The organism is Vibrio sp. HS-50-1 (assembly GCF_024747315.1).
Classification (GTDB): domain Bacteria; phylum Pseudomonadota; class Gammaproteobacteria; order Enterobacterales; family Vibrionaceae; genus Vibrio; species Vibrio diabolicus.
In genome coordinates this window covers 71306-96514 of the sequence record NZ_JAMPZF010000030.1, presented here as the reverse complement: position 1 = coordinate 96514, position 25209 = coordinate 71306, and the positions used below count along the sequence as shown (strand labels likewise).

The 25209-nt window shown below is 43.9% G+C and carries 35 protein-coding genes; 7 read left to right on the top strand and 28 right to left on the bottom strand.

What is annotated here, in order from left to right; genetic code table 11:
• Positions 1 to 364 precede the first annotated feature (364 nt).
• Positions 365 to 1864 (top strand): bifunctional diguanylate cyclase/phosphodiesterase, encoded by a 1500-nt coding sequence (locus NDJ01_RS14895; RefSeq protein ID WP_074190786.1) that lies wholly within the window; start codon positions 365 to 367, stop codon positions 1862 to 1864.
• Positions 1865 to 1944: 80 nt separating this feature from the next.
• Here the strand turns inward: NDJ01_RS14895 and NDJ01_RS14890 are convergent, their stop codons facing one another.
• The 8 genes from NDJ01_RS14890 to NDJ01_RS14855 all read right to left on the bottom strand — a co-directional run bounded on the left by NDJ01_RS14890 (position 1945) and on the right by NDJ01_RS14855 (position 6659).
• Complete coding sequence (locus NDJ01_RS14890; protein ID WP_050550052.1) at positions 1945 to 2457, bottom strand: hypothetical protein; 513 nt, start codon at positions 2455 to 2457, stop codon at positions 1945 to 1947.
• Complete coding sequence (locus tag NDJ01_RS14885) at positions 2454 to 3605, bottom strand: hypothetical protein (protein ID WP_042522703.1); 1152 nt, start codon at positions 3603 to 3605, stop codon at positions 2454 to 2456. Before NDJ01_RS14885 ends, NDJ01_RS14890 begins: the two co-directional genes overlap by 4 nt.
• Positions 3606 to 3608: 3 nt before the next feature.
• A complete protein-coding gene (locus NDJ01_RS14880; protein ID WP_258458629.1) occupies positions 3609 to 3932 on the bottom strand; it encodes a hypothetical protein in 324 nt (107 codons plus the stop codon).
• Positions 3925 to 4557 carry a hypothetical protein gene (locus NDJ01_RS14875; protein WP_074190788.1) on the bottom strand — a complete coding sequence of 211 codons (633 nt, stop codon included), beginning with the start codon at positions 4555 to 4557 and terminating at the stop codon, positions 3925 to 3927. Before NDJ01_RS14875 ends, NDJ01_RS14880 begins: the two co-directional genes overlap by 8 nt.
• Before the next feature lie 98 nt (positions 4558 to 4655).
• Positions 4656 to 5321: a Ref family protein gene (locus NDJ01_RS14870; RefSeq protein WP_258430893.1), complete on the bottom strand. Its 666-nt coding sequence runs from the start codon at positions 5319 to 5321 to the stop codon at positions 4656 to 4658.
• 144 nt (positions 5322 to 5465) lie between these two features.
• Positions 5466 to 5654, bottom strand: a complete 189-nt coding sequence (locus NDJ01_RS14865; RefSeq protein WP_074190790.1) for a hypothetical protein — start codon at positions 5652 to 5654, stop codon at positions 5466 to 5468.
• Positions 5651 to 6184: a PadR family transcriptional regulator gene (locus NDJ01_RS14860; RefSeq protein WP_052484257.1), complete on the bottom strand. Its 534-nt coding sequence runs from the start codon at positions 6182 to 6184 to the stop codon at positions 5651 to 5653. The genes NDJ01_RS14865 and NDJ01_RS14860 overlap by 4 nt, the downstream gene beginning before the upstream one ends.
• A 16-nt stretch (positions 6185 to 6200) precedes the next feature.
• Complete coding sequence (locus tag NDJ01_RS14855; protein ID WP_048626724.1) at positions 6201 to 6659, bottom strand: hypothetical protein; 459 nt, start codon at positions 6657 to 6659, stop codon at positions 6201 to 6203.
• A 447-nt stretch (positions 6660 to 7106) separates the two neighbouring features.
• Between NDJ01_RS14855 and NDJ01_RS14850 the strand changes: the two genes are divergently transcribed.
• Positions 7107 to 7535, top strand: a complete 429-nt coding sequence (locus NDJ01_RS14850) for a hypothetical protein (protein WP_074190791.1) — start codon at positions 7107 to 7109, stop codon at positions 7533 to 7535.
• 24 nt (positions 7536 to 7559) lie between these two features.
• Entirely contained in the window at positions 7560 to 8003 is a 444-nt protein-coding gene (locus NDJ01_RS14845; RefSeq protein WP_242657431.1) for a DNA-binding protein, read from the top strand.
• A gap of 607 nt (positions 8004 to 8610) precedes the next feature.
• On the opposite strand, the gene NDJ01_RS14840 is transcribed toward NDJ01_RS14845, so the two are convergent.
• A complete protein-coding gene (locus tag NDJ01_RS14840) occupies positions 8611 to 8760 on the bottom strand; it encodes a hypothetical protein (RefSeq protein ID WP_165615990.1) in 150 nt (49 codons plus the stop codon).
• A 206-nt stretch (positions 8761 to 8966) separates the two neighbouring features.
• Positions 8967 to 9176, bottom strand: a complete 210-nt coding sequence (locus NDJ01_RS14835) for a cold-shock protein (protein ID WP_017634094.1) — start codon at positions 9174 to 9176, stop codon at positions 8967 to 8969.
• A 464-nt stretch (positions 9177 to 9640) separates the two neighbouring features.
• On the opposite strand from NDJ01_RS14835, the gene NDJ01_RS14830 reads away from it, so the two are divergent.
• On the top strand, positions 9641 to 11023 hold the full coding sequence (locus tag NDJ01_RS14830; protein ID WP_074190792.1) for an HlyD family type I secretion periplasmic adaptor subunit: 1383 nt from the start codon (positions 9641 to 9643) through the stop codon (positions 11021 to 11023).
• A 234-nt stretch (positions 11024 to 11257) separates the two neighbouring features.
• On the opposite strand, the gene NDJ01_RS14825 is transcribed toward NDJ01_RS14830, so the two are convergent.
• The 3 genes from NDJ01_RS14825 to NDJ01_RS14815 all read right to left on the bottom strand — a co-directional run bounded on the left by NDJ01_RS14825 (position 11258) and on the right by NDJ01_RS14815 (position 13177).
• On the bottom strand, positions 11258 to 11779 hold the full coding sequence (locus tag NDJ01_RS14825) for a hypothetical protein (protein ID WP_017634092.1): 522 nt from the start codon (positions 11777 to 11779) through the stop codon (positions 11258 to 11260).
• Positions 11780 to 12089: 310 nt separating this feature from the next.
• Positions 12090 to 12719 (bottom strand): tyrosine-type recombinase/integrase, encoded by a 630-nt coding sequence (locus tag NDJ01_RS14820; RefSeq protein WP_033905402.1) that lies wholly within the window; start codon positions 12717 to 12719, stop codon positions 12090 to 12092.
• A complete protein-coding gene (locus tag NDJ01_RS14815; protein ID WP_074190793.1) occupies positions 12719 to 13177 on the bottom strand; it encodes a hypothetical protein in 459 nt (152 codons plus the stop codon). The genes NDJ01_RS14820 and NDJ01_RS14815 overlap by 1 nt, the downstream gene beginning before the upstream one ends.
• Before the next feature lie 1044 nt (positions 13178 to 14221).
• On the opposite strand from NDJ01_RS14815, the gene NDJ01_RS14810 reads away from it, so the two are divergent.
• Positions 14222 to 15109 carry a hypothetical protein gene (locus tag NDJ01_RS14810; protein ID WP_033905404.1) on the top strand — a complete coding sequence of 296 codons (888 nt, stop codon included), beginning with the start codon at positions 14222 to 14224 and terminating at the stop codon, positions 15107 to 15109.
• A 108-nt stretch (positions 15110 to 15217) separates the two neighbouring features.
• Here the strand turns inward: NDJ01_RS14810 and NDJ01_RS14805 are convergent, their stop codons facing one another.
• Together NDJ01_RS14805 and NDJ01_RS14800 are read right to left on the bottom strand one after the other, a co-directional pair.
• Entirely contained in the window at positions 15218 to 16714 is a 1497-nt protein-coding gene (locus NDJ01_RS14805) for a hypothetical protein (protein WP_017634087.1), read from the bottom strand.
• On the bottom strand, positions 16707 to 18101 hold the full coding sequence (locus NDJ01_RS14800) for a hypothetical protein (protein WP_033905406.1): 1395 nt from the start codon (positions 18099 to 18101) through the stop codon (positions 16707 to 16709). The genes NDJ01_RS14805 and NDJ01_RS14800 overlap by 8 nt, the downstream gene beginning before the upstream one ends.
• Positions 18102 to 18409: 308 nt before the next feature.
• On the opposite strand from NDJ01_RS14800, the gene NDJ01_RS14795 reads away from it, so the two are divergent.
• Both NDJ01_RS14795 and NDJ01_RS14790 read left to right on the top strand, forming a co-directional pair.
• Positions 18410 to 18805, top strand: a complete 396-nt coding sequence (locus tag NDJ01_RS14795; protein WP_033905407.1) for a hypothetical protein — start codon at positions 18410 to 18412, stop codon at positions 18803 to 18805.
• Positions 18802 to 19317, top strand: coding sequence for a metal-dependent hydrolase (locus NDJ01_RS14790; protein ID WP_258586915.1), 516 nt, complete (start codon positions 18802 to 18804; stop codon positions 19315 to 19317). Before NDJ01_RS14795 ends, NDJ01_RS14790 begins: the two co-directional genes overlap by 4 nt.
• Before the next feature lie 476 nt (positions 19318 to 19793).
• Here NDJ01_RS14790 and NDJ01_RS14785 read toward each other — a convergent pair whose 3' ends face one another.
• The 13 genes from NDJ01_RS14785 to NDJ01_RS14725 all read right to left on the bottom strand — a co-directional run bounded on the left by NDJ01_RS14785 (position 19794) and on the right by NDJ01_RS14725 (position 25162).
• A complete protein-coding gene (locus NDJ01_RS14785; RefSeq protein WP_033905408.1) occupies positions 19794 to 20147 on the bottom strand; it encodes a type II toxin-antitoxin system PemK/MazF family toxin in 354 nt (117 codons plus the stop codon).
• Complete coding sequence (locus NDJ01_RS14780; protein WP_033905409.1) at positions 20147 to 20401, bottom strand: AbrB/MazE/SpoVT family DNA-binding domain-containing protein; 255 nt, start codon at positions 20399 to 20401, stop codon at positions 20147 to 20149. Before NDJ01_RS14780 ends, NDJ01_RS14785 begins: the two co-directional genes overlap by 1 nt.
• Before the next feature lie 82 nt (positions 20402 to 20483).
• Entirely contained in the window at positions 20484 to 20648 is a 165-nt protein-coding gene (locus tag NDJ01_RS14775) for a hypothetical protein (protein WP_155396209.1), read from the bottom strand.
• Between the two features lie 242 nt (positions 20649 to 20890).
• Positions 20891 to 21151, bottom strand: coding sequence for a hypothetical protein (locus tag NDJ01_RS14770; RefSeq protein WP_258586914.1), 261 nt, complete (start codon positions 21149 to 21151; stop codon positions 20891 to 20893).
• On the bottom strand, positions 21144 to 21629 hold the full coding sequence (locus NDJ01_RS14765; RefSeq protein WP_258586913.1) for a hypothetical protein: 486 nt from the start codon (positions 21627 to 21629) through the stop codon (positions 21144 to 21146). The genes NDJ01_RS14770 and NDJ01_RS14765 overlap by 8 nt, the downstream gene beginning before the upstream one ends.
• 14 nt (positions 21630 to 21643) lie before the next feature.
• Positions 21644 to 22282: a DNA N-6-adenine-methyltransferase gene (locus tag NDJ01_RS14760; RefSeq protein WP_048626739.1), complete on the bottom strand. Its 639-nt coding sequence runs from the start codon at positions 22280 to 22282 to the stop codon at positions 21644 to 21646.
• Positions 22260 to 22502: a hypothetical protein gene (locus NDJ01_RS14755; RefSeq protein WP_017634081.1), complete on the bottom strand. Its 243-nt coding sequence runs from the start codon at positions 22500 to 22502 to the stop codon at positions 22260 to 22262. Before NDJ01_RS14755 ends, NDJ01_RS14760 begins: the two co-directional genes overlap by 23 nt.
• A complete protein-coding gene (locus NDJ01_RS14750) occupies positions 22495 to 22791 on the bottom strand; it encodes an HU family DNA-binding protein (protein WP_170903396.1) in 297 nt (98 codons plus the stop codon). Before NDJ01_RS14750 ends, NDJ01_RS14755 begins: the two co-directional genes overlap by 8 nt.
• Positions 22791 to 23114, bottom strand: coding sequence for an HU family DNA-binding protein (locus NDJ01_RS14745; protein WP_052484255.1), 324 nt, complete (start codon positions 23112 to 23114; stop codon positions 22791 to 22793). The genes NDJ01_RS14750 and NDJ01_RS14745 overlap by 1 nt, the downstream gene beginning before the upstream one ends.
• A complete protein-coding gene (locus tag NDJ01_RS14740) occupies positions 23093 to 23362 on the bottom strand; it encodes a hypothetical protein (RefSeq protein WP_017634078.1) in 270 nt (89 codons plus the stop codon). The genes NDJ01_RS14745 and NDJ01_RS14740 overlap by 22 nt, the downstream gene beginning before the upstream one ends.
• Before the next feature lie 119 nt (positions 23363 to 23481).
• Positions 23482 to 24180, bottom strand: a complete 699-nt coding sequence (locus NDJ01_RS14735) for a hypothetical protein (RefSeq protein ID WP_017634077.1) — start codon at positions 24178 to 24180, stop codon at positions 23482 to 23484.
• A gap of 26 nt (positions 24181 to 24206) precedes the next feature.
• The gene (locus tag NDJ01_RS14730) at positions 24207 to 24935 is read right to left on the bottom strand and encodes a VRR-NUC domain-containing protein (protein ID WP_048626743.1); all 729 of its coding nucleotides are present in this window, start codon (positions 24933 to 24935) and stop codon (positions 24207 to 24209) included.
• A 2-nt stretch (positions 24936 to 24937) separates the two neighbouring features.
• A complete protein-coding gene (locus NDJ01_RS14725; protein WP_199266778.1) occupies positions 24938 to 25162 on the bottom strand; it encodes a hypothetical protein in 225 nt (74 codons plus the stop codon).
• Between the last annotated feature and the right edge of the window lie 47 nt (positions 25163 to 25209).

The following is a 25209-nucleotide window of genomic DNA, read 5'->3' as shown; positions in this document are numbered from 1 at the left end:
TCTATTAAAAGTGATTCTACTCGTAACTGTAAATCGATTAAATCCAGTTTGAACAGATTTGACAGTTCAGCCATGTTTGATATGCAACTTCCTTATTAGCTTATATATTTCTTGAAACTCATATAAGCAACATAGATGGTAAACATACAGCAACTAAGCTCTAGACCTGAACAATATTAGGATGGGGGCAATTAGAGGTTCTTGTTACGACGAAACGTCAACTTAATCCGTAAAAGCATGTGTTTAATATGTTGTTTTGAAAATCTAATTGATATATTGCTAGCTTGATATGCAATGTGGTGATAGTTTACTTATTTAAGTATGCTCTTAACCTTGGGCAGTACACGAGTATTTTGTGGTTTATATGAAAAAAAACTTTCTCAGCTCCGCTAAGATCGTTTTGTCCTACTTTGCATTCGCGTCAATGTGGGTATTGTTCTCAGACAAAGCGGTAGAGCTCCTATCTAACAATCAACAAGTATACACCTCGGTTCAGTCACTAAAAGGAATGCTATTTGTTGTGATCACCTCTTTCTTGCTATGGGGGCTGATAAAAAAGAACAACAGGTATATTGAACGAGCCAATGACATTGACTATGTAACCGGTTTACATAGCCCCTACGTCTTTTTTCGCTATTTGGAACAAAAGTTTCGTAATACAAAAAAGGATGAACATTATGTTTTATTTCTTCTCGATATAGACAATTTTAAGCCCGTTTCCGACCGAATCGGTTTTGTAAAGAGTAATCTGTTTCTAAAAGATATCGCACAATCGATTAACTCTTCTACCGTTTCTCCACTTTTCTCTTCAAGGGTGCATTCTGATGGATTTGCTTGTTTGATTCGTATGGAAAGCGAAAGTCAAGTTGATATGCACTTAGCACTTATTCAAAGGCAGTTTAAGCAGAACTCAAAACGTCATGGTATTGATTTGACATGCTCCATTGGTGTTGCGCTTTATCCATTTGATGGGGAAAGTGTAAAACAGCTCATGTCGTCAGCTAAATATGCACTTGCTCAAGCAAAAATCACGAAAAATACTGTCTGCTACCACGACAAAGAGCTCGCTAAACATGAGCTCCAGAGACAGCAGATGACTTCAGACTTACGTAACGCAATACGAGAAAACCAAATACAGATTGTTTTTCAACCAAAGTATTGCCTTAAAGATAAGAGAGTCGCTGGAGTTGAAGTGCTCTCTCGATGGAAACACCCCGAATATGGAGATATATCTCCTGCAGTATTTATCACACTGGCAGAAGAGAACAATCTCTGCAGCGCTCTAACAGAACTAGTCCTCAAGCAAGCATCAAAGCAACTTAGAGAAACTCAGCTTCTAGGACGAGCCATTCAAGAGGTATCAGTGAACCTTTCTGCTACTGAGCTAAATAGCATTGAAGATATGCATCGTATCGAAAATTACTTAAAAAAAGATCTTGATTTTGCACAATACCTCTGCTTGGAAATCACAGAGACAGCAACGTTAAACGATGTTGATCAATGCGCAAGTCTAGTCAGAGAACTCAAGAAATCTGGTGTAAAGTTCTCTATTGATGACTTCGGTGTTGGCTATACCTCATTTGCAATATTCAACAAGTTGGATGTCGATGAAATAAAAATAGATCGAAGCTTCATTAAAAACATCGCTATTGATTATCGCTCAAGAGCGATCACTTCCGGCATCGTCAACATCGCAAAGGGATTTGGTATTCAAGTCGTTGCTGAAGGGGTAGAGACCCTTGAACAGTTGTGTGTTCTAGAAGAGTTAGATTGTGAGCTAGTTCAAGGGTTCTATTTAAGTTGTCCAATCCCCATTGCTTTATTGGATAGAAAATTAAATAACATCGCAAATGTTATATATTAAGATGTTGTATTCCACTCTCTGCTCTTTTGCAGGGAGCACCCTAGCCATTAAAGGTGGTGCTGCATTATGTGGTGAATTTTCTACTTAAGTAATTTGTTAAAATCACGCATTGGTATGCAGATATAAATCACGCCCACATTCGCTGTGCCATAGCCAACGGCTTTATGTACGTACCACCACACGGTTCGTAATCCCTCGGCGTTTTCTTCATCCCATTCCAGTACACTACCAATAGGAACATGGTGCGAAGCAATACGCAGCATTAGCGGTTCTAAGGACTCGCCAAGGTTTTCGTCGCCATCGTCCATCATGAAAAAGTTCTCTTGCTCATCTGGACAAGCTAATAAAGCCACCAGCTCTGGCTCACGATAAGTAAGCGTGTCTTGGTTGGTTTCTAGCTCTAACACTGACTCGCTTTGGTAATTATCATCCGTTGGTTCCAGTTCTGGATCCGCAGGGCGATAAAGGGACGCTTCAAAGTGATCAGGTGATAGTTTGATGGCCTTAATCCAATCATCCCTTAAAACACGGTTAAAGGGCACATGGCCTTGGTATCGAGCCTTTCTTACTACAGGTTTAACTGCGTCACTCATTTGATGATTCTCTCTAATCTGCTTGGTGTTACGTTCATCAATTTTGCGAAGTTGGTCAGAGCTTCACTCTTAGTCTTTCCTTGCAGCTTGTAGCCGTCATGGAAGTTCTGGAAGCCGACCTTAATCATATCGATATAACCTTTCTTCTCGTTGGACTCCTGACGCAGTTTGCGCGCTTGGCGCTTAATAGTTTCGCTTTCCCGTTTCTGTTTGGCGATCTGTTTTTCCATTGCGTTCTGAGCACGTAGATATTTCGCGTGTTCGCGCGTAGCTGCGGCCTTATCCACCATTGTTTTACGGTTGCGAGCGGCGGCTTTCTTCTCTTTCTCGTTGAGCAAGTACGTTTTGTTATCTGAGCCAAAACCAACACGGCGCGCTTGCTGTTTCATTTGGTTGGCCAAGATGCGTTGCCATGCCAGTGATTGCAGCATGGTTGTTGCCTTAAGGACGTGTTTACATGCCACACCGGACAATTCAGGGTTTCGGATTTTCGGGAATGCAAACTCTTTAGGCGGCGCTATACAGTAGTTACCCATAGTGGCCAAGTATCGATACCAATACTGGTGACGTCCGCAGTCGCAATCAAAGGAAATACGGCCAGCACACGCCAGTTGCACCGCTTGGTTGTAATCCCCATTAGGCGATTCGTGTAGTAGTTCATCCCACTGCTCAAGACGCACTTTTACTCGGTGTTCTTCATGTCTAGACACGCTTGAGGCTCGGACACGAATAAGCACGATATTGTTCTTAATGCCGATCAACGTGGCCTTGTGAATACCCGTACCGTCATCGACACGGTTGTTAGCGCGGTCTATGTCAATTTGACGCGAGTTCTTCACCAAAAAGGCGTAGGTGATACCCGCTGTCTTACTGTCATAGACCTCTTTGTGTCGCTGGCGAGCCTTGTCGAACTTGATCAGGTCTTCTTTGGTAAACCGTTGCCCTTTAGCCTTTTCGCCTAGCGCTTTTAATGCCTTATTAGTTGGCTTGGCCAGCGTTGAGGCGGTCAGCGTTCGCTTGGCATTGCGGCGGTTTTTCTTTTGCGCCCGTTCAATCTTGTTGAATAGCTGGTTGAACTGTCTCTCATTGAGGCCAAGGCTGGCAAATGAGCCGTTATCCCGTTTCTCCGCTTCAAACTTCTTCGGCATAAGTTACAGCCCCATTTCGTCCATGAATTGACGCATGGAACGACGCACCCAAGATGCTGGTGGCAGTTTGATGGTTTCGCCAACAGGTAGCGGATTCATTGGGTCGTCTACGTCACAGACCAGACTTACCAGCCAATCAAGCTCAACCGTGGCGTAAGCTCTGTAAGAGACAAGATCCACACGATAAACCTCATCAAGTCGAATGGTGTACTCAAACAGATCGGTATTGCCCGAACGGTTGACGTATTCCATGACGATGGCAAAGAAATGCGCCCGTAGAATATCGTCCTCGATGTTCTCTGCTGAGAGGCGGGATAACTTACTCATGATCACCCCCCATACGATACTTACCGTCTGCGATTAGCCCCGTTTTTGCCTTGAACAATCCCATTGCGCGCGAGGCCATTCCTGGCTCTTTCTTGGGCTTACGTAACAGGCCAAACAAGCTCTTAAGCGTTACCGTGTCGCCGATACTGTCTTGTGTAGCTGCATAGACCACAAACATGAGCGCGTAGGTATCAGGGCGCAGTTCTGACCAGTCAATGTTGTACGTTGGTTTACCATCCGTTCCCCGTACTTCTTCTACGATGGACGGCGACACTTCGAAGCGGCCACCAGCGTTAGGCGGGTAGGTGATAGCACTTAGGGATGTGAGATAGTTATAGGCTTCCATTGCCGACACAATGATCGGTCTGCCTTTTGCGTCCAGTTCGGACAGGCGAACGGCGCGCCCATACTTCGAAAAGTAGGGCGTAACCTCGTCCACCAGCACAATAAAACCGCCTTTTTTGAGCTTTTCTAGCTTCTTAGGCAAGGTAAGTTTGAGGCTCATTAAAGAGCGCTCTAATTGCTGGCATTCGATGATATGGAGTTGGCCATCATCCACACCAGCAAGCATAAGCCGTGGCTGGCCGGATGATAGAGTGAGTACAGCTATGCGCTTTCGTGCCATGTTGTGACCTCTAAGCGCGCTTTTTAAGATGGGGAATCTTGGTCAGTTTAACACCATTAACCAAGCTTTTTTAGCCTCGTTAATGACGTTTGTGTTAATTAGTGTTCGGAATGCTTAGGGTAAATATTTTCCAGTAGTTCAAGCGGCAATCCCGCCAGCTTATAGACCTTAAACAACAGCTCTATCTCTGTACCGTTGTGGATCTTCCATTGCGCTTTCCAGCCGTACTTCCCTTTTGCGTGGATAGGTATCATATCGGAATACTGAGCGCGCTTCTCCGCTTCTAGTAGCGTGTCGTGGTGATAACAACACAAGGGTAATACATACGCATGCGCCCGTTCTCCAACACGACCAAACACATGATGCAAGGAAATCACCGGATTCTCTCGGCCATGCAGCCAACACGCAATACATGGTAAGCGGCCAATGGCATCCATGATGCGCCTTTCCTCTGCCGTGGGCGTTCGGCCTTTCAATCCCTTACTGGCGATCTTTTTGGTCGGTTTCTTCGCTACAGGCTTCGCTTTTTGGCGCTCGATGCGCTGTTGCTGTTTGTCACGCTGCTTTTTCTGGTATTCGGGATCATTTAAGCGCTCGATTTGTCGCTGGCGCTGGCGCTCTTGCTGCTGTAATTGCTTTTTGAAGCGTTTCTGCCGTTCCTCGGGATCGTTCATTTTGGCGATTTGCTTTGCTCGCGCCCGTTCCATTGATTGTTTTTGCTTCTCTCGTTGTCTTTGAAGTTTCTCTGCTATTGTCAAAGCCATTAAAAACACCTACTATTTGCTTGCTCTTGTTTCACATTTGCTGGTGGAACATGAAAAGGCTGGTAACTCGAATTTGCTGATTCGAACTGTTTGCTAAGGCCAGCCGCAAAAAAACCGCGTTTATTCGCGGTTTTTTTGTACCTATCAGAAGTAACTCTCAATTAAAACTCGATGGCATGGCTTGCCGTCATCGTTACGCATACGTTGCCCCAAACTGACGATCTTCATGAGCTTGGCCTCGTAGTCCCAAGGCTGATTTCGAATTAAACACTCTTTGGCTCGTTTAAGCGCTGGCGAGCCAACTAAAAGATAAACGGCTTTGCGAGGTTTCACGCAGCATTCTCCGTAGCAATGTTTGAGGAAGTGATCATAGATAGTGAACGTTCGGCAAACTTAAGCTCTGCTTTGCGCATATCAATGTCGCGCTCTACATGCAGTGTGAAGTTGTCACAGAACACACCTTTCTCTTTCTGGTGCGCGTTCAGCTTCTCTTTAAGTTGCGTTATTTCTTGATTGAGTTTTTCAATGTACGACTTGAAGTAAACCTCGCTGCCGATTTCCAGCATCACCGATGCAGGACTACGAATGATAGACAGGCCATCGCATGTAGATTCGTTGCGTAAAAGGTTAAGAACATGCTCGCCGTCTTGAGTTAAGCTGTAATTCTTGCGGTCTGGTTTACCGTCTTGCGCTTCAATTTCGTGTGACACTAAACCCTTTTCCGTCATGCGACCAAGTTCGCGGTACACTTGCTGGTGGCTGGCTTGCCATGCGCCAGATTCAGGCATTGTTCGGTTTGTTAGGTCATAGCCTGTTTGTGTTCTCTGCTCAAGAATTGCTAGAAGTAGATTACCCAAAGTCATAGTTAGTTACCTTTTGTTATTGATGCCAAATTTCACCCGTATCCTCGTCAATAAATCCATGACATAGATACTCTCTACTTGTTGAGTAATGCGTAAGTCTTCCCTTTAACGCCTTTTTGTTGCGGTTATGCCAGTGCTCGTATCCGGCAGTAAACGCATATTGGTTGTTGTTGTAGTCTGCATAATGCAGATCTGAGCCATTGCGAGCCTCACTCACTCCCGCCGACCAGCTTGCTAGAAAATCGTCACGCTCATTGAGTTTGATAGCTTGTCGCTCATCATCATGCACCCCAAGTAACGTGATAATTCCTAGCCCTTGCATGCGGTCAATGACGGTCGTATCGAAATAGCCGATGTAGATTTCATCGTGCGGGATAAACTCTACTTGTAGTGGCATTTCGTAGACCGTTCCATCTAGCGGTAGAGCTTCCATAAGCTCTATGAGTAGGCTCAACTGGTTTTTTGGAATTGCCATTGGCCAGCGCCTTGTCTAGTTGTTTAACCACATCAGCGCACATGGAAAAGCGAGGCATTTCATTTCGTATCGCTTTTTCGTCTGCGCCCTCAATAAAGGCTTTCGCCTCATCTGCACTCCCTAACACCCAACTCACACACGTTCGCTACCGCGCCAGTGTTGCGGTTAATGGCCATCGATACTGTTGCTCCGTGGTTAGACAGGGCAATAGTGCCTTTGCTGGTATTGAACGTTTTTATGGTCATTTTCTATAAATGATTGAGCGTGTTCGGAATGCGGGGTGAGACTACCACATCAAAATTAGGATATGCAATAACTAATTTAGCCCTTAATATCAAAAAAATACACATGGATATGATTTTATGTGTTCGGAATGAAAAAGTGTTGCCATAATCCAAAGGTGGGATTAGATTACGCTCCAAGCAAACAGTCGGAGCAGTTTAAGAAATGAATCTAATTCACGGATTTTGCAGCACTAACCCACTAATTAACCCTGATATGTTGCTAATGCAGAGAGGTACATACGCCCACCAGCTAAAGCGACTTTTCACTGACAGCAAACTACGTGTTGGCCATCTTTATGAAATGAAAACGACAGCAAGTAGCAGTGTTAAGTTTTGGGACTCACTCTCTACTTATTTTGATGAGATTACTTACAAAGCCAAGGAAAGCTACACAGAGATTGATTCTCAATATCAATTTTTAACCTATCTAGCTGATGCGGTTTACTTGATCGAGAAAAAGGGCATTGATTGGGATGTCACCATCCAGTCATTGATTTTGGATGATGACCAAACGCAAGAAACCAACGATCAACAGCTACGCAATATCAGCCACCTTTTGAAGATGACAAAGCAATACGCAGAGCAGTTTTAACGATGGTGACGATTTACCCATTAGATGAACGCAGACACGCTTTGCGAGCTATCTAATGCGCTCGTTGGGGTTGGTGCCAATGATTGCACCGTATCTGCATCTGGCAGCGATATTCGTATCGATTTCGACCGAGAAGCTGACTCATACGGCGAAGCCGTTCAAACCGCGATACAGCAAGTTAATCAGGTGAGTGGTCTTATTGTGAAAGAGAGTGATCATGTGACCTCTCAATTAAAAGAGTTAGAGCCATCCGAATACTTAACCAACCAACAGACTATCCAAGCCTATATTGATGAAGCGGCAAGCACTGGCGAGCCCGAGATCATTGCAGAAGCCTTAGCTACCGTTACCAAGGCCAAAGGTATGGATAACACCTTACACCCGCGCGACAACCCTTCTTTATCGTCACTTATCGGGCTGGCCAACGTTCTAGGCATATCAGTTCGATTAGGTATCAACATTAAATAACTTATTCCAGTAGTTCCGTTGGGCCGAGTTACTGAAATAGTGCCTCGTCAGGAATCTAGTCAATTTAGTTTCACTTCTTACAGAACAGAAACTAACCCGCCAATTACCGGCTGCGACATCGCCTACAAGAAAAAACGGCGCGACAAGATTGATGATCTGAGCAAGGTTTTCGACAGAGCGTTTAGAGAAAGTAATGGACAAGTTCAGTCTCGTCCAAGAAATGGAATAAACTGCTCAAGAAGATTAGAATTAGTCGGATAATGAGTCAGTTATTATCAACGTTTTACTGTGTTCTTTACCGGTGTCCACAAGGCACTACGGGTAAAGCTTAATCCGTTACCTGACATTTGGTTAATGTAGTGAGGTAGCAGACTACTTCACCGAGCTATTTCGCCTTTCAATGGTGTTTGGATTGAGCTATTAGAATAGTCTTGTTGATGAGCAAATGGCTCAAAAACTGGCGATGTTCGTTAACGTACCACTCCAGAGTCAATAGTTACTATTGATAAGATAAAATACGTTAAGAAAAATTAATTATGAGTTTGGCTTTCAAAAATTTTATTTTTATTTCTTAATTTAAACCAAATTTTCTTTCTACCATTATTCTTCAAAATAAAACCTCCAAAACCACACCACTTTGGCCACTTGTTATTCTTTGAAGTAGGTCAAGTTTTGATTTTTGACTATTTGATTTTTTCTTTTTACTGATTTTTTTATTATTAGATACATTTATTAAATCAATGATTTTATTAGACATACAATGCCCCTTACTTAATGATTAGGGTGTACTGAACATGCGTTATTTTATGATATAGAATGAAGGGAGCTTACAGAGAAATTTATTAAGGATGACGCTGGGAAAACTGACTTTATACTTTTTTATCTGAAACAACTATTGATCAGAGCTACTACTTCCTTACCACTGGATTACAAGCGATAAGGAAGCTAAGTTTTGTAAGACTATTACAACGTCGTTACATTTTCTGCTTGAAGCCCTTTAGGACCTTTACCTACGGTAAAAGAAACCTTGTCGCCTTCAATAAGTTTTTTAAATCCATCCCCAACGATGTTGCGGAAGTGAACGAATAGGTCGTCGCCGTTATTTTGAGAAATGAAACCGAAGCCTTTAGCTTCATTAAACCACTTTACTGTACCAATTACTTGATTAGACATATTATGCCCCTTATATAAATTAAAATTAAGGTGCACTGAACATAAGTATTATTTTAAGGATATAGAATTAAGGGAGATACAGAGAAAAACTTGCTAGGGATGACACTGGAAAACTTACTTTATATTTTTTATCTTCAAACAACTCTTCGTCAGAGCAAAATCAACTATACACGTTTCAAAAATTAAAGATAGCTTTATTTTCTATTTTTATACTAATAATGCACGTTACAGACCCCGAAAGCGCGCCATATGAGCCGCTATAGAATGCTTTAAGCAACATTTTGACACCCAAGAGGAGCATTGTTCCTTCTCATCCTACTATAATCATAGAGCAACCTATATGAGTTAAAAGGCCGTTTTCTGTACTCGGTCTATCGTACTGATTTTTTCATATTAGGTCGTTTCAGTCTTCAAGGTGTTAAAGTTGGTATACGAAAACTAAATTATTATAAATGAGCGCAAACATGAAACAAAAGAACTACAACAAACTTAACGATGAAGAATTAGAGTTTGTTAATGACAAGGTCGCAGCCTTACTCCTAACAAGTCCTAGGAGTGCTCGTTTGTTGCTCTGGATAATGGTGAGTCTTTCAATTGTGATGGTTGGTTGGGCATCTTTTTCTGAGATAGATAAAGTCATTGTCGGTTTAGGGAAAGTCATTCCTTCCTCACAGGTTCAAGTTATACAAAACTTGGAAGGTGGGTTAATTAAAGAAATTTTAGTAAAAGAAGGTCAATTAGTCGAAAAAGGTCAACCATTAATTCTCATCGATGACACGCTCTTTCGTTCAGATTTTCGTGAGCATGAACAACAAGTCGCTAACTTGAGTGCATCTGTATTACAATTGACAGCCTCGATAAATAGCGTTCAAGTTAACAATGACTTTGACATTAAAGATTGGCGACAAAATGTCACACTAAACTATGACCAGCTAATGTTCCCATCATTTTTAGAAGAAACTCAACCTGAACTAATCCTACGTCAAAAAGCTGAGTATCTAGAAAACTTAAATAATATACGCAACCAGCTATCAGTGATTGATCAGCAAGTCATACAGAAACAACAGGATTTGATTGAAATAAAAGCACGAGTAGAAAACTTACGTAGGAGTTATCAATATGCAAAAAAGGAACTGGATATTACCAAACCTCTAGCTGACGAAGGTATAGTTCCACGCATTGAATTACTTAAATTACAACGACAAGCCAATGATAGCAGGCGTGAAATGACATCTAGCAAGCTTAAAATTCCCGTATTAGAGTCATTAATTCAAGAGTTCATGCTTAAACGAATAGAGGTCGCGCTACAATTCCGATCTGAACAACAAGAAAAACTTAATAGCACCCAAGATCAACTATCTTCTTTGGTAAAGTCTACAGTTAACTTAGAAGATAAAGTCAATAGAACCGTGGTTTACTCACCAGTAACGGGAAAAATTAAAACGTTGAGCATAAATACAGTTGGTGGAGTTATTCAACCAGGTATGGATATCGTTGAAATTGTGCCAACCGAAGACGCTCTACTGATAGAGGCAAAAATAGCACCAAAAGATATTGCATTTTTACGTCCTGAGCTACCTGTTATTGTCAAGCTTACCGCTTATGATTTTAGTAAGTACGGTGGTTTAAAAGGGGAGTTAGAACATATTAGTGCAGACACAATCCAGGATGAAGAAGGTAACGACTTTTATGTAGTACGTATACGTACTGATAAAACTGATCTCGGTGATAAAGATCTACCAATCATTCCAGGAATGACAACATCAGTTGACATAATAACCGGAAAGAGGACCATTTTAGAATACTTAATGGGGCCAATTCTAAATACAAAAAACACAACAGATTAATAACTTACACTGTTTTCACAAATCGTGATACCCGTTACCATTGAAGATGTTTAACTTCTTATGAAATTGGACTTATAAAGCCTAAGTTGCACAATTACAGTAGCCGCAAACATTTGACCGAGAATACGTACTTTCATATATGTCTCTATGGGCCCCCTCATCGCATTGTCACTAACTAATGAATATTAGTATATTAGGAACTAGTGTTCGGAATTATTATAAATGAATAGAATATTACTTTAACCGTACACTACTAACTTTTTCAATGTGTAACAATACGTCCATTACATCGCTGTGAGCCTTGAGTAACTTTCTCTTAGCAATCGTCCATGCCGCCAATTTCCCATAAGCGTTCACACTTACCTTAATGGAATGCTCATGCTTCTGGTTGTTCTCATCGTACTTGGTGTACCGCGCTACGTAGTATTGCTTACCATCGATGGTAGTTAACCGTGGTTCAAGACTTTTCGGCAAGCGCGCCAGCAAGTTGAATTGCTTACGAACGCGATCCCAACAACGCCCCCATAGTTCCTTGCCGATTTGGTTGCGTATTTTGGTTGCCTTGCGTAGACCTTTCTTTTCACCAATGCGAACAAACCCGACAGAGCGACGAATATAGCCCCCTTCCGGCTTAGGCACACTAACGGCATAACAGGTCTTTTTCTTGGTGATGAATCGATAGCCTGTGTTAGATACGAAATAAGCATAAGCGTTACGACACTCTGACACTCTATAACCCTCAAATAAACAAAACATGTAATTCCTTTCGGTTGGATTTGGCTGGCCATTGTTGCCCTTTCTTGGCCAAATGGATAACGTTACAGTGTAACTATGTTTTCTTATATTCCTAATTAATGCGACAGATTGATAGTCTTTAGGTCGTCATAACTGCAACCAAGCACCAGCTTGATTGCCTTTTTGCTGAACCCTTTTTTCATTAATTCTCTTACCTTTGGTTTAAGGTCATTCGGAATTGAGGTTCGGGAAAGTTCCTGTTGTCGAAGTTTAAATTCGTTTACTCGTAAGTTCGCGTTCATTAGAGCCTTACACATAATTTCCCCTCCCTCTATTCTGCCTTTGGTTTTAATGAAATGCCTGTTGTGTACTCTTTCGCTTCGTCGTGGAACGTTCTTAAGTAGTGGTCAGTCACGGCAACACTAGAGTGACCAAGCGCGTCCTTAATCACTTTCAAAGAGGCTTTCTTTTCAAGCAGGAGCATGGCGTACATTTTTCGCATCGAATGTGTTGATAGCTGATATGGCAATCTCAACTCCATTGCTATGCGCTTATACGCTCGGTTGATATACTGGATGCTGATCGCATTGCCCTTTTTGGCCAAGTGGTGATTAGATTGAAACATCAACTCATTATGCCCATTGTGTAAGTAGATACGTTTAATCAGTTCTTCCAGTTCGGCATTAACGTGAATGGTGATTCGAGCGGCCTCTTTAGCGGCTTTTTCGCTCTTACCTCGGGTCATACGGCCTTTAAAACCTTTTGATTGAACAATGCTAAATGACGACCGGATCACGCCATTTATCATCACATCGCTGAATTTTAGCTTCGAAATGTCGCAATAACGTAAACCTGTACGAACCTCCATTTCAATCATCATAGAGATAAGCGGGTTAATGTCATCCATTAAACGGATTATTTTTTCCAACTCGTCTAAGTCACGCGCAGGGAAAGCAGCCATTAGATCAACTCCACGTGATTAGCATTAACCGTTTTAAACTCGCCACCAACGAACACTTGAATTTGTAGGGTTCGGGATAACAAGCCAAATCCCAAGAATAAGCCTAGTTCGCCATCGACACGCACGAAGTCGTGGTGAACAGGTAAGCGGCCAAAGTGGTTGATCATCTTGGTTTGTGCTTGGATGCTTTGAGCTTCTTTAATTGTGTTTATGGCAAAGCGAAGTTGAGAGCGAATCTTTAGCGCATTATTACCTTTTCGAGCCTTGCTGATCGTGCCTTGCACACAAGGGAAGCCGTAGAAATTGCGAATGACGGCGGCGGCTTGTTCTTGGCCTCCACATTCATTAATTAGCTCATCCAAAGAGATAAAAATAAGGTCGTGGTGGCGCTCTTGGATGGCACTGCGTTTGCTCGACCACTCATCCGAAAGCGACACCAATTCATTTTTTTTAAACATTTTTGCTGATCCTTTTTTAGTAAAATTCCAGTGTTTGCTCGGAATATAATATATTCTAAAGGAATATCCTTTTCAACTCTGTTCGGAATGATTCCATTGAAAGTACAAAGAGTTCCAAAAGTGACCGATTAATCAACCTTTGACAAACAACGCAACAGTGCTCAAAACTCCACCAGCAAGAAGCCATTTTTTATCAATATTCCTATGGAATATTTAGGTTTTTTCACACAAAGCGCCAGGATTAGAAAACAACCCCACACAATGTATAAGTTATTGTTTTTATTATATTTTGTGTATTTAAGAGGAAATGACCAGCGACAAAACATTGAATAATTTAGTTTCAGTTCTGTATAGAACTGAAACTAAAAGAGGTTTTTTGAAACTCGCCACGACAATTACCCGTCTTTGGAAATATAATGACGGTGTTACGTCGTCACGTGACACGAACAAATATACATATCCTCAATTATTATGCGGTATAGGTCACGTTCTCAAAACCTAACTGCTAGTAACGATATGTTTGCATTATTTTGCATATCTAGACAATCAAAGATCACAGTCTCATAATACTCCGCGAACATCAGCTCGGCTGGCGAGAATCCCCTAAACTCTTTCCAAATCAGAGCTATATACGTATTGGCTATCCAGTCAATTGGCTTAAGAGATATAGATATGCACTGCACGTTGAATCAATTAATTCCAATCGAAATACTAGATAAATGTGACCTGTCCCTAGATGTATTTAGCAGCTCGTTCCTCGATGACGCGACCGACATTTGCATGATGCATCTTATCCAATCGCATCCGAACGCACTATGCAATTCATCCATTAATCGTGATGACGTATTAAACTTCGTTCGAGATCACTTCTCCGCTTAAAAAGCAACACTTATAACGTTCTTCTGTTCGTTTTTTATTTAATTCCGAACACAAAAACGGTATGCTACGCATCAAGGATAAAGGTAGGGTTTTTCGTTACTCGCATACGCTCAGGGATGGAGTGTAACCTTTATCCTCCAATGTAATTTGGAGCAACCGTTCACCATGATTAATAAAAAAAATACTGAAATTAAAGATTTAAAAGCTATTGATATAGAAACACTTAATCAATTACTTGCAAACAAACAAACGGCAGATGCGCGCCTAAAACGTGCCTTGAAGCACCGCGCGACTTTTTCCGAACAAATAGATGGCAAGGAAGATAGTGGACTATTCAATGAACGCATCGTAGCTGTAGTAAAACGTGGTAATCCGACCACTCGTTTACTTGAGTATATTGAGGCCGCGAAATCAGCCAATAAAGAGCTTTTAGAGCGCGCACCTCAATACTTCAACAGCTCATCTAACTCATTTAAAGAGACGACCGTAATTGAGAACGTCCGTCGCGTTAACATCACAATTAATAAAGCAGCTAGCAGCCAGAAAGTCACTGGCGCACGTCTAGCCAAAAGACTTGAAGCATACCTACGCGACCTCGACCGTAAACTCTCCTACGATCTTCCAGAAGATGAGAAAGAACAGCTCACTAACAATAAAAACACTGCATTGAATGAATTGAAATACTTCAAAGACAATGCAGACGTTGAGTTTAGAAAGCGCGGTCAAGAACACAATGACATTGTAGCTATCATCCATACCTATGATGGCAACAATGGTGGCATTTCTCGCGTAGCTAAAAAGGTTCACGTTAACGCTGGTGGCCTTGTTCTAATTAGGCATCGCTCTTGTAAAGATCACGATGTGCTAATCACGAACAACACCACTGAGGGACGTTCGATATTCGATGAAGCGAATGCTTTTAAGTCGGTACTGTACCCTAACGCTAATATGTATATAGAAAGCGAAGTTGACGCTATTCGTGAAGCCAGAAAAGAGCTTAGAAGCAAGAACGAAAGCAAAGCACGTTCGCAGTTCGATGGATTAGTGAACTAAGGTTTTAAGCTATATTATTGTTGTTCCGCTTTGATTGGTGATTTGGTGGCGATATTTAACGGTATCGCCACCTTTTCATATTACTTTTATATGTTGGCACCAACGGAATTAAGCATCGTCCGATTCAAGCGCTTCCAGTACCCATTGTTCTACGGAACTGCGAGACTCTAGCATGCTCTCTGTTACTTCCATTTCGTGCGGCACATAATCTACCAATTGAGAAAAACAGTATGTATCCCAACGGTCAGGTGATGGGATGTTCATTTTCTCTTTCATCATCGGTTTTGGCATCATTACCCATTGGCCTGACTCGTTGATTGCACAAGGTATTTTACTGCCTTGTTCTGCCGTCTTGACGTTCTTATCTATCTGCATGCGGCCTTGGTTTATCGCATCCCGAGCCATAACATTGGCATACGCACGCTGGTTAAAGAAACGCTGCTTATCGCTGGTGGAGTGCATCTTCTTACCCCAACGAATGCGCTGTACGCGCCGTCCGTAGCGTTCTAAGCAAGTCGCCGTGTCATAACCTACACCGTCACTATCCACTGCTATCGTGATGTTTGGGTACAAGTCCTCACTACACTCTGCATGGATAATGTCAGCGAACCGAACCGGATCGACCGTGCTTGGTTGTTCAAGCAATTTCACGCTCTTAACGATGCGCTCCATGCGTTGACCCCAAACCTTGCAGATATTGAGTATCGAGCGGTCACGACCATTACCCACGTCCACCAGCGCAGCCCAACCCCAACCATCGGGCATATCGAGGTTGAGCCTTGCGCTTTTGTCCAGTGCATCCCGACTAAGCAGCATGCCAGCAATGGAACTTGGGAACTCCCCACGTACTTTAATCAGGTATTCCGGTGCCTCTCGACCGCCATACTCCAATCGCTTATCGAGGATAAATTCCACGGTTACGAACGGCGATTCCTCGGAGTTAAGCCGGATGGCTCGCCATCGACCACTAGGCTCGGCTAATCGGTGATGCGTATCGTAGAAATAGCCGCTAGGGCGCGTTGGCTGGCTCAATAACAGCATTCGGTTATCTTTCTCGGTCAATGCACCCGCTAACACACCAAAAGCCTTGTCAGAGACGCCTGACGCCTCATCGACAATAACAAACAAGTGTTTAGCGTGTTCACCCGCTAGCGCTTCCTCGTTACCAATACGGCACGATTTAGCACTGGTTTGCCAGATACCTTTTGCTGAGTTTTCAAAAAAGGCTGTCTCGGTAATGGTGAAGTATTGCTGTAACCAACCATGCTTTTGTAAGAGCGTGTTCCAGTTGGATTTTAGGTACTTCCATACACCGATTTGTACCTGTCTCGCGTTGTTCGCCACCAGCACAACACGCGCATTGGGGAAACAGAGCATGAAAGCAATGATCATGATACTGGTCATGTCTGACTTGCCTGTACCGTGGCCAGAGCTGACAGTCGTTCGCGCACCAATACGCTGAGCACTATCAATGATTTTGCGCTGCTGCCAGCTCGGCTTCTTACCGACTAGCTCAACAGCGAGGCGTTTCCAGTCATAGCGATACCGCTTAACTAGGGCAGGGTAACGGGGATCTTGTGTTACGCTCTTTATTCGTCTAGCCACCAAGTACCTCGAAGCTGTCTACATCGTCAAACCCCGACACTCCCTCGTTATCGAGGTCATCATAGGCTTGCTCTTTAGCGGCTTCGTTTTGTATTTGGGATGGGGATAGGGTAGGTTCTACGCCGTTCTCTAGGTCTTCGGCTTCTTTGATTCGTCGGTTTACTTCTTCTTTGCGCGCAGGTAGCCAGTTATCTTGCTGCTCAATCTGCTCTAACGTGTAGTCATCAAACAGCTCATCCAGCTCTTGCTCACTGATACCAGTGTCTTCTACTTCTGGTTCTAGGTTCGCTAGCTCTACCTTAGCTTCATGCAATAGCGTTGCTGGTGGACGTGCACCTAACTTCTCGATTTGCTGACACGTCTCTAAGGCTGTCCAGTTGTTCTTAGTGCGCAGAGAAAGCATTTCTATTACTAGGCTGGTTTCTTCCGCTGGCAGTAAGTGTGGCATCATCAATTCAGCGTATTCCTGTTTACGCAAATCGATGTAGCGCTTGGCCTCTTGTTTGGCCATCGTGGAAATACTCAATTCCAGTTCACGCAATCTGGTGCCATAGCCAAAGATGAGACGGTCACGCATGGCGTTTATGTCTACTGGCTGGTTTTCGTCATCGAGCGGAATGTCTCCGCTTTCTTCCATTTCATCGATCTCTTTAAGGCGTTTAGCTAACGTCTCATTCATTCGGTAATACTGCGAACGGGCAATAATCAGTTCGTTGCAAACCGAAAGCGGATCGGTATCCATGAGAATATCCATGATTTCGCCAGTAATACCCGCACTACGGGCATAACCACCATGCACAACAGGGCGACCCACTTGAGCACTGGAATACTGCGAAAGTCCCTCAACTGATCGCGGCTTGCGCAGTGATCCAATACCTCCTGTTTTCGCGCGATCGCCTTGCGCACTTTGCGCTTGCGCAGTTGCCCCCGCTTCTTTGGACTTTGATTTATCAGCCCTTTTTTTCTTCTTGTCGTTTTTCGCTTCTTGAAATTTCGCTAATTGCTCATCGTAAAGATCAAATAATCGATCAAACTCGGGCAGCGATCGCATGGAATTAAACTGGCGGCGCAATGTCGCACCGTTCACCCCTTTATCTTTCGCAAAAGCGGCCATCGTGAGCGTTGGGTTTTGAGCGCCACGCACGAGAAATTCTTTCAAAAGGGAATGCCAGTCATTGCCCTGACTGGTCTTTTTCGCTTTGATTTTTGGCATAACGGACGGTTGGAACTTGCCGCCCGTTTTGGCTGGCCGTTTTATATATCGCTTAGCGGTGCCGTACTTTAGTCCGTTGGCTTCGCAATACTCGGCCAGCGTCAAAGTCGGCTGCTTCTCTAACTGCTCCCAAAACTGCTGTTGGTGAGCCTGATAGTCAATCTTGCCGGACACGGTTAAACCCCACTTATTTCTTTACGTTCGGAATAATACAGAGTTTATCGACCCAATCACAACAAGGATTAAGCCAGATGAAACAACCATTTGATTGTCAATAAGGCTTTAAAGACAAAATTTAATAACGCGATATTAAATAGTATTTACAGTAACGATTTTCTGCATATAATCATGGCCAGCTAGTGAGTAACGCTACTTATGTACAATTGATTCTGCGGCACAATATAGTAATTGGCTGCGTTATCTCACTAGCCACCTTTCCCCCATACCCAAGACAACGCGCTACGTGATGAAAGGAATACCCCTTGAAAGCACCCGAGCGCATCAAATTCAGACACAAAGCCAAAACCAAAGCGCGACAAGCCACGTTTAGAACTCGCCAGCGGGAAAAGGGTTTAGCACTACTGCAAGCGCGTATCTCACGCCTTGCTCACGCCAAAGCATGCGAACAATGCGAACAGAACGGCATTACCCTGACTGACCTATATCAATTGGCCATCAACAACACTGACCCGAACCAGCTACCAGAAAAGCACCCCGAGGTGACAGAGGGCGACCTTGTAGGAACACGCCAAATTAGCCCTTGGATTGATCCCGAAGTGGCAAAGACGTTCGAGGAATTGGCCACCAACTACCGCAATCGAACCATAGCGATGAGTGCCATCGTCTATGCGTATTGTGTTCATTGCGAGGAAGAATGAACCGAACCGGACACGCGTGGGGAGCACTGTGCTTTGCGCCCGTTCCTCTCGCCTTAATGGCAGACACAACACCACTGCATTCAATCCTGGCATTTCTTGGTTGCTTAAGCGGTTCGGGCGCACCAGACTGGCTTGAATTTGACAGAATCCCGCACCGAACTTACACCCATACCCTTTCGTTATGGCTCGCTGTAACGGCTTATGGCTATCATTTGGCAATAGGGGATACATTCGTACTCATTGAGGCGTTAAAAGCCACCAGCACGATTCTAGGTGCAATTCTGTGTGGATTTGGATGCGGTTGTATCTCGCATTGGCTTGGGGATGTGCTAAACCGCCAGCCAGTGCCGATTTTTACCCCATTTGATAGGTACTGTTTGAATCTATTCGCTTCGGGGAGCCACCAGCGAATCACATGCGTATTCATTTTCTCGGTAGCATGTATTTTAGTTGGCTTTTTACGGCCTTTGTCATTCCGAATAGACTTGCTAAAAATGACGTTTTTTACATAAAAAAGGCCACGTTTTACCGTGGCCTTTTGATTTTGAGGAGTTGTCAATAACAGGTAATTCAATAACCAATCAATTGGCCATCTATATTTTGGAGTATCCACGTCCATTTTCTTGCGAGCGAGGTAAATATAGGACACCAAAAACGCCTTTTCAATAGGTTGAAACGCGACACATAAAAAAGAGCCAGTATTTCTACCAGCTCTTTAACTCTCTTTTGCAAACCTACTTTGAATCACTTGTCGAAGCTTTACACTTCAACACGAAACAGGGCAATTATATTGATACTTACTCTGAAAAATCAAGAAAAAAGCGCCAATGGAATAACCAAAGGCGCTTGAGGACAGTTGTCTAAGATTTTTAAAGGAAAACACGGTCGTCACAATGGCAACTATGTAACTCGCGTATAAATAACTTTATCCGTTCGGAATGCGTAGTTCAAGTGTTTTTTTATCCATCAGCACTAGTCAAAGCACACGTTATCCATCAAACAAGGAGTCTGCACCGATTAGCGGTATAAGGCGAAGTAAAACATCCTCCATAACCCCACTTTCAGCGGTGGCAATCTTCTTGGCTTTGCGATCTTTCCAAGACAGGGTTTGGATTAAGCTAGAAGCAACCACACAAGGTTTATCTAGGTTATTTACGGGAACTTCCGTTGCTTGGCCGCGAATACTGGTGCTAATAGGGCAGCAAATGAGTAATCCTGTTTGTTGGTTATATTCTTTGCTGGAAAGCACTAGCGCAGGACGGTACTTGCCAATTTCCTTTCCCTTTGTTGGCTCAAAGTCGAGCCAGATAATATCGTTTCGTTTAGGAATAAACTGCGCCATTATTCACCTAACTCCTTGCCTGAAACTATTGCCAGCTCATCGGCGTGTGCCGTATGTGCATCTAAACCTTTCAATAGTTCTTTTTCGCTAAATGGAAAGCTTTTTTTTGGGCGCTTGATTGGCTCAATGATTATCTTGCCACCATCAGTTTTAACCTCAATATCCGCCCCCTCCGCTAGCCCTAATTGCTTGATAAAGGCAGCAGGGATGATGTTACCGAGGCTATTCCCTATTTTTCGCACTTGAGTACGCATAATCCACCTCTCATGTTAGTACGATGTTACAACAATAATATTGTATACCTTTGACTCAAAGTGTCAACTTTGTTATAACCACCTAGCCAACACTACTTTCAGTTTGCTTAAGGTGATTGTTTATCTCGTGAATCATCTTGCGTAGGGAGTTATCCAGCTCTTTGGTGTACAGCTTATCCTTGGCCAGTTCTCGCTTAAGGATGCGGTCGTGTTTGCGATGCCAGAATAGTTCGTGGACTTTTCTCATAGTGCCTACTCATATAGGCGCTCTTTGGTAGGGGATAGATAGAACAAAGGGCTGACCCTCTTTCGAAGATCAACCCTTTGCCCTCTTTGGGAGCCTGTAGGTTTTTACCCTACAACGCTTGCACAACCTTATTAAACAAGCGCACCGTATAGGAAATCGTATCCGTCACTGTCCTATGGGGATAATACTAAACTCATTCCGAACACACAGCAATATTAGCTTTCATTTCATTTTGTTATTTTTTACACATTTACAGATCGTTTCTGTCGCTTTTTGCTGGTGGCTTTCTTGAGTGTTTCGTAGTAGCCAATCTTTATCAAAAAGAAGTACCAGAGCGCATTAAGAGGCGTGATTTGCCTAAACTGTAGGTCAGCAAACCAGAATCGCTTTTTCAGATGCTTAATGGCCATGTGGGCTAACCATTGGTGTTTGAATCTAAGTACCGTCACTAGGCGCGCTTTCTTCACCTTAAGCGTGAATACATAAACCCTTGGTTTACTCATAGCTTGCTTTCCCCTCTAACTGGTATCGAAGCGGAGCAGTAAGCCATCCCCAACGTTTATGTCGCCATATGTCGCTAATCGTGGACTGGTGTACCCCGTATTCCTCGGCTAGCGTGTGTTGGCATACCTGTTTAGTGAATAACAGCTCATAGATGCGTAGAGCTTCGCTAGGGGATAGCTTGGATGCGCAGTTCTTTCCTCGGCGGTCTACGTTGTCCTTTACAGCCTTTTCAGCGGGTACACCAGCCTTAAGGCGTCTTAGCACTCTGCGGTAACTGGTATCGGTAACGGCGCATAGCTGTCTTGCGGTCATTACCTTGCCTTGGTAGGTCACAAGGTGCTTGGTAGCCTCGGCCAGTAGTTTCTCTCCGATTCGTAGTCCTTTGTGATACGCGCGATAAAGGGAAGTCATTGGATAGCCAGTTAACTGAGCGAGACGGTACACGCTCATCGATTGACCCTGATATTGAATGCTCATAGTGACTCACTCCCTTAAGCCACTTTAGCGATTTGCTCGTAGATACCAGTAAGGTGCGTTCTACCTACCTTACGGTTAAAGCGCATGGATGGTGTTTGTAGACCTTTCTCGGTAAAGAGCACTAAGGCACTGCCGAAGTTCACACCTTGCTTTTTGGTGTGCCCATCTGTCTCATAGAACGGGTAACGGCCATCCGGCTTGTAAATCATCGTGGCGTAGCCCTCAACCAAGTCCAGCCACCACGTTGTGAGTTCTTCATGTGGTAACAGCATCATACCGTCACGGCCTTTTCTGGCTTGTTCTAGCGCCTTTTCCAGAAATTCAAACTTAAGGTCAAACGGGGGATTGCACCACCAGCCATCTTCCCATTCGCCTTGTAGGCCATCGAACCCAACACAAACAGGGTTTAGGAGTTGAGCGGCCTTGTGTTTTAGCTTAAGGCTTGGGAATCCACTCGGCTGTTCGTTAATCCAGTCAGGAGCCACGTAGAAGCGGTTCACCTTGGCGGTTTGTGGCTCGGCGGCAACATCTAAAACAAACTCTTTTCCGGTATCACGTCGAAAGAGGAATTGAGCATCAAAGAAACAGTCCCAACGAGTCGCCCATTTGTTCTTTGCGCCCTCGACGGTCTTACTTTTGACTAGGTGCGCCATTCTCTGACTTCTCCCCACTCTTGGCCGCGACAGTAATGCGCTCGATGCGTTCTGCGTCCAAATCAATCTTCACTCGCTCTATCTTTGGATAGACCACCAATCCATAAAAGCTGTATGTGCCAATACCGACAACAGCCACCAGCGCTAACACAATGGTTATGGCCAGTAGCCGAACGGAGCCGATAAAGACACGTAGCCCAATTGCCTTACTATCATTCATGGACGCGTACCATGTCCTTGTAAGCAGAGAACAATACGCTGTGCTCGGTTTTGACACCTAAGCGCTCTTTCGTCGCCGGATTAATGGTTGTGCGTTCACGCTCTATGTGACGGAAACGGCCAAAGCCTCGAATTCGCACCTCACGGCCTTTCGCAATCTCAACCAGAATGTGATTGATCATTGCGTCCAGACAATCGCCCACCAGCTCTGCATCATCACCAGTAAGCTTTAAGCCAAGGCGCTTAGAAATGTTTCTTTCAATGTCAGTTCGGTTTAAGCGTGTGCTCATTAATGTGCCCCCTTGATCTCGTTTACCTTGTTTGCCAGCTCATCGCGGAATACATCCGATGCACTAAAAGTCAGCTTGTCTCGCGCAGCTACAATCGCTGGTGCTCCCGTTTTTGGATTACGGCCAGCTCGCGCTTTCTTAAGGCGAGGTGCGAACGTACCGAAACCACTAAGCAATACAGCATTGCCCTCAATCATGGTTTGAGTTGAGATTTCTTCGATAAAGGCATCAAAAACCAGCTCGCATTCTTCACGTAATGCGCCAGTTTCTTTTTTCATTGCTGAGATCAGTTCGTGCTTACCTACGGCTTTTTGTTTAGACACGCTAAGTCCTCTTGAATATCTTTCAGATAAATTCCGTGCTGTTGGCCTAGAAGATTGATGGCGTAAAGAACCAGTTCTTCTCGACTGCTACAGCCAAGTTCTATTTGGAGTCGCCTAATTTGCTCTCGTTGTGTCGCGCTGGCGCGATAGTATTGACGTTTAATGTCAAACCTAGCCATCTTGGCAAGATGACGATTCCAGCGCTGCTGAGGGGTTAAGGCGTTTTTCTTGGGTTTACGTCCTGCCATGAGACGATTATAACCATTCCGAACACGCCGTAAATATTCCGAACACGACTTCTGTTTTTAACACAAAAAAATACCGCCCATATAGGCGGCATTTGTGGAAAGATGATCAAGGATTGGCGTTAAGCTCGTTTGAACTCCGAAAAGTGGCTGCGCATGCCATCACGAACTTTGAGAGGCGTTTTGCGCAGCTTGGCGCGTGTCGCTGTGTCGTATAAGTATTGTTCCCATTCCCAATAGGACATATCACGTAGTCGGCCTACAGGCTCACCAACACTATTCATGAATATGTAGGTGTTCTTGGCTTGGCCGTTCGGGATTGAGTTGCCATTACCATCCAATATCTCAAAGACCCCTCTCGCACCGACAAACGTCACGGTCAGACCATATTGTGCCGCTGTAGCATCAATCATTGCGCTAGTGAGGTAAACATTCTCGCCAAAGATTTTAGTACGGAGGATTTCACGACGATATTTCTTAATGTCTCGAACCCATTCAAAGATAACGCAGCGAGTATGTGGCGTTCGGATGTTGGTTTTTACTTTGATTAGACCAGCATCGAATAGCATTCTAATGACTCGATAGTTGATCTTCTCTCTTGGTGCAATTGTGTCGCCAGTAGCATCGTAGTCACAAATATGACCACCAGTAAGCCAACGATACGCTTGAGCGCTACCAAATTCCCCTGCGGGAGCATAGCTTAGCAACAACTTGTCATAGTAAAGGTAATCGCATAGGAAGTTACGGACTACCTTTGTTGCTTCTAACACGTCTAAATCAACTGGCTTTTGGCCAATGCTGTGATATTCACTCGCTAACATGAGATAACTAAGCCCTTTTTATATACTTATGCGGCTAGTCTAGTTTTGTTATCAAATGTTGGCAATTGGAGATAGCTATTAATTTGACAAATGCACTCATCAAACCCCTTGGCCACAACCACGTAATACCCTAGATTTTGGAACATTTTTATCTTTTCCTGTTGTTCCTTACTTGGGCGACCTTTTTCCGTTTTCACCTCCAAAAAGAACCCGTGATACACCCCTCTCGGGATAGGAAAAAATATATCTGGCACACCTTTCTTTTGTCCCTCATAGCTCATCATCGAAGCCGCTTTAGGTGTTCGGTAGCCACCATTAGGGATTGAGAAAACCAGCGGGTAAATATCCTTGTACTGCGTCTCTAACGTGTAGAACAAACGCACCTGTAACCAGTGTTCGGCCAGTTTCGTGTCGTTAAACTCTTTCGGGCGCTTAATCCCTTGTGCAAGGCGCGTTTTGTGTGGTGAATCCAGTTCCACTTTCTTCTGTGTTGCAGCGCGCGCAACGTCATTGTCTTTCTCAAGAATACGGATAAGCCAAGCTGGTAGTTCCGACTTATCCACCAGCGCGGTATTAGGGACGTTTATCGATGCCGGATTGATGATGTGATTAACAGAACGGTTAATCTCATTAAGTGCTGCATCGATATTGAAGTCGCCACCGTGGCCAGCTTTCACGCCTTTGCTTTTCCACTTCTTGCGCTTAGCGACTTGGTTTGCGAGGAAAGAGTGATCGAATCGTGGTGCCTTGGCCATAACTAGATAAGCCCTTGTACAACTAAAATCTCTTGCTCCTTACGGCGGTTGAAGTAGGCAAACACCTCGTCCTTGATGAATTGCTTAGATACCACCTTGCGGCGGCCTCCTTGAGAGAAAACACGCTTAGCAATGTCCTCAGATAGCGTCCAACAAAGTGCGGTTTCGATTTCGGATTCGTCATTGATAGCTCGGTAGGCCGTGATCACCTTGGGTAGCTGGCGCACCAAGGAAGCTCTACAGTAAAAACATCGCTCATCGGGCAATTTCTCTA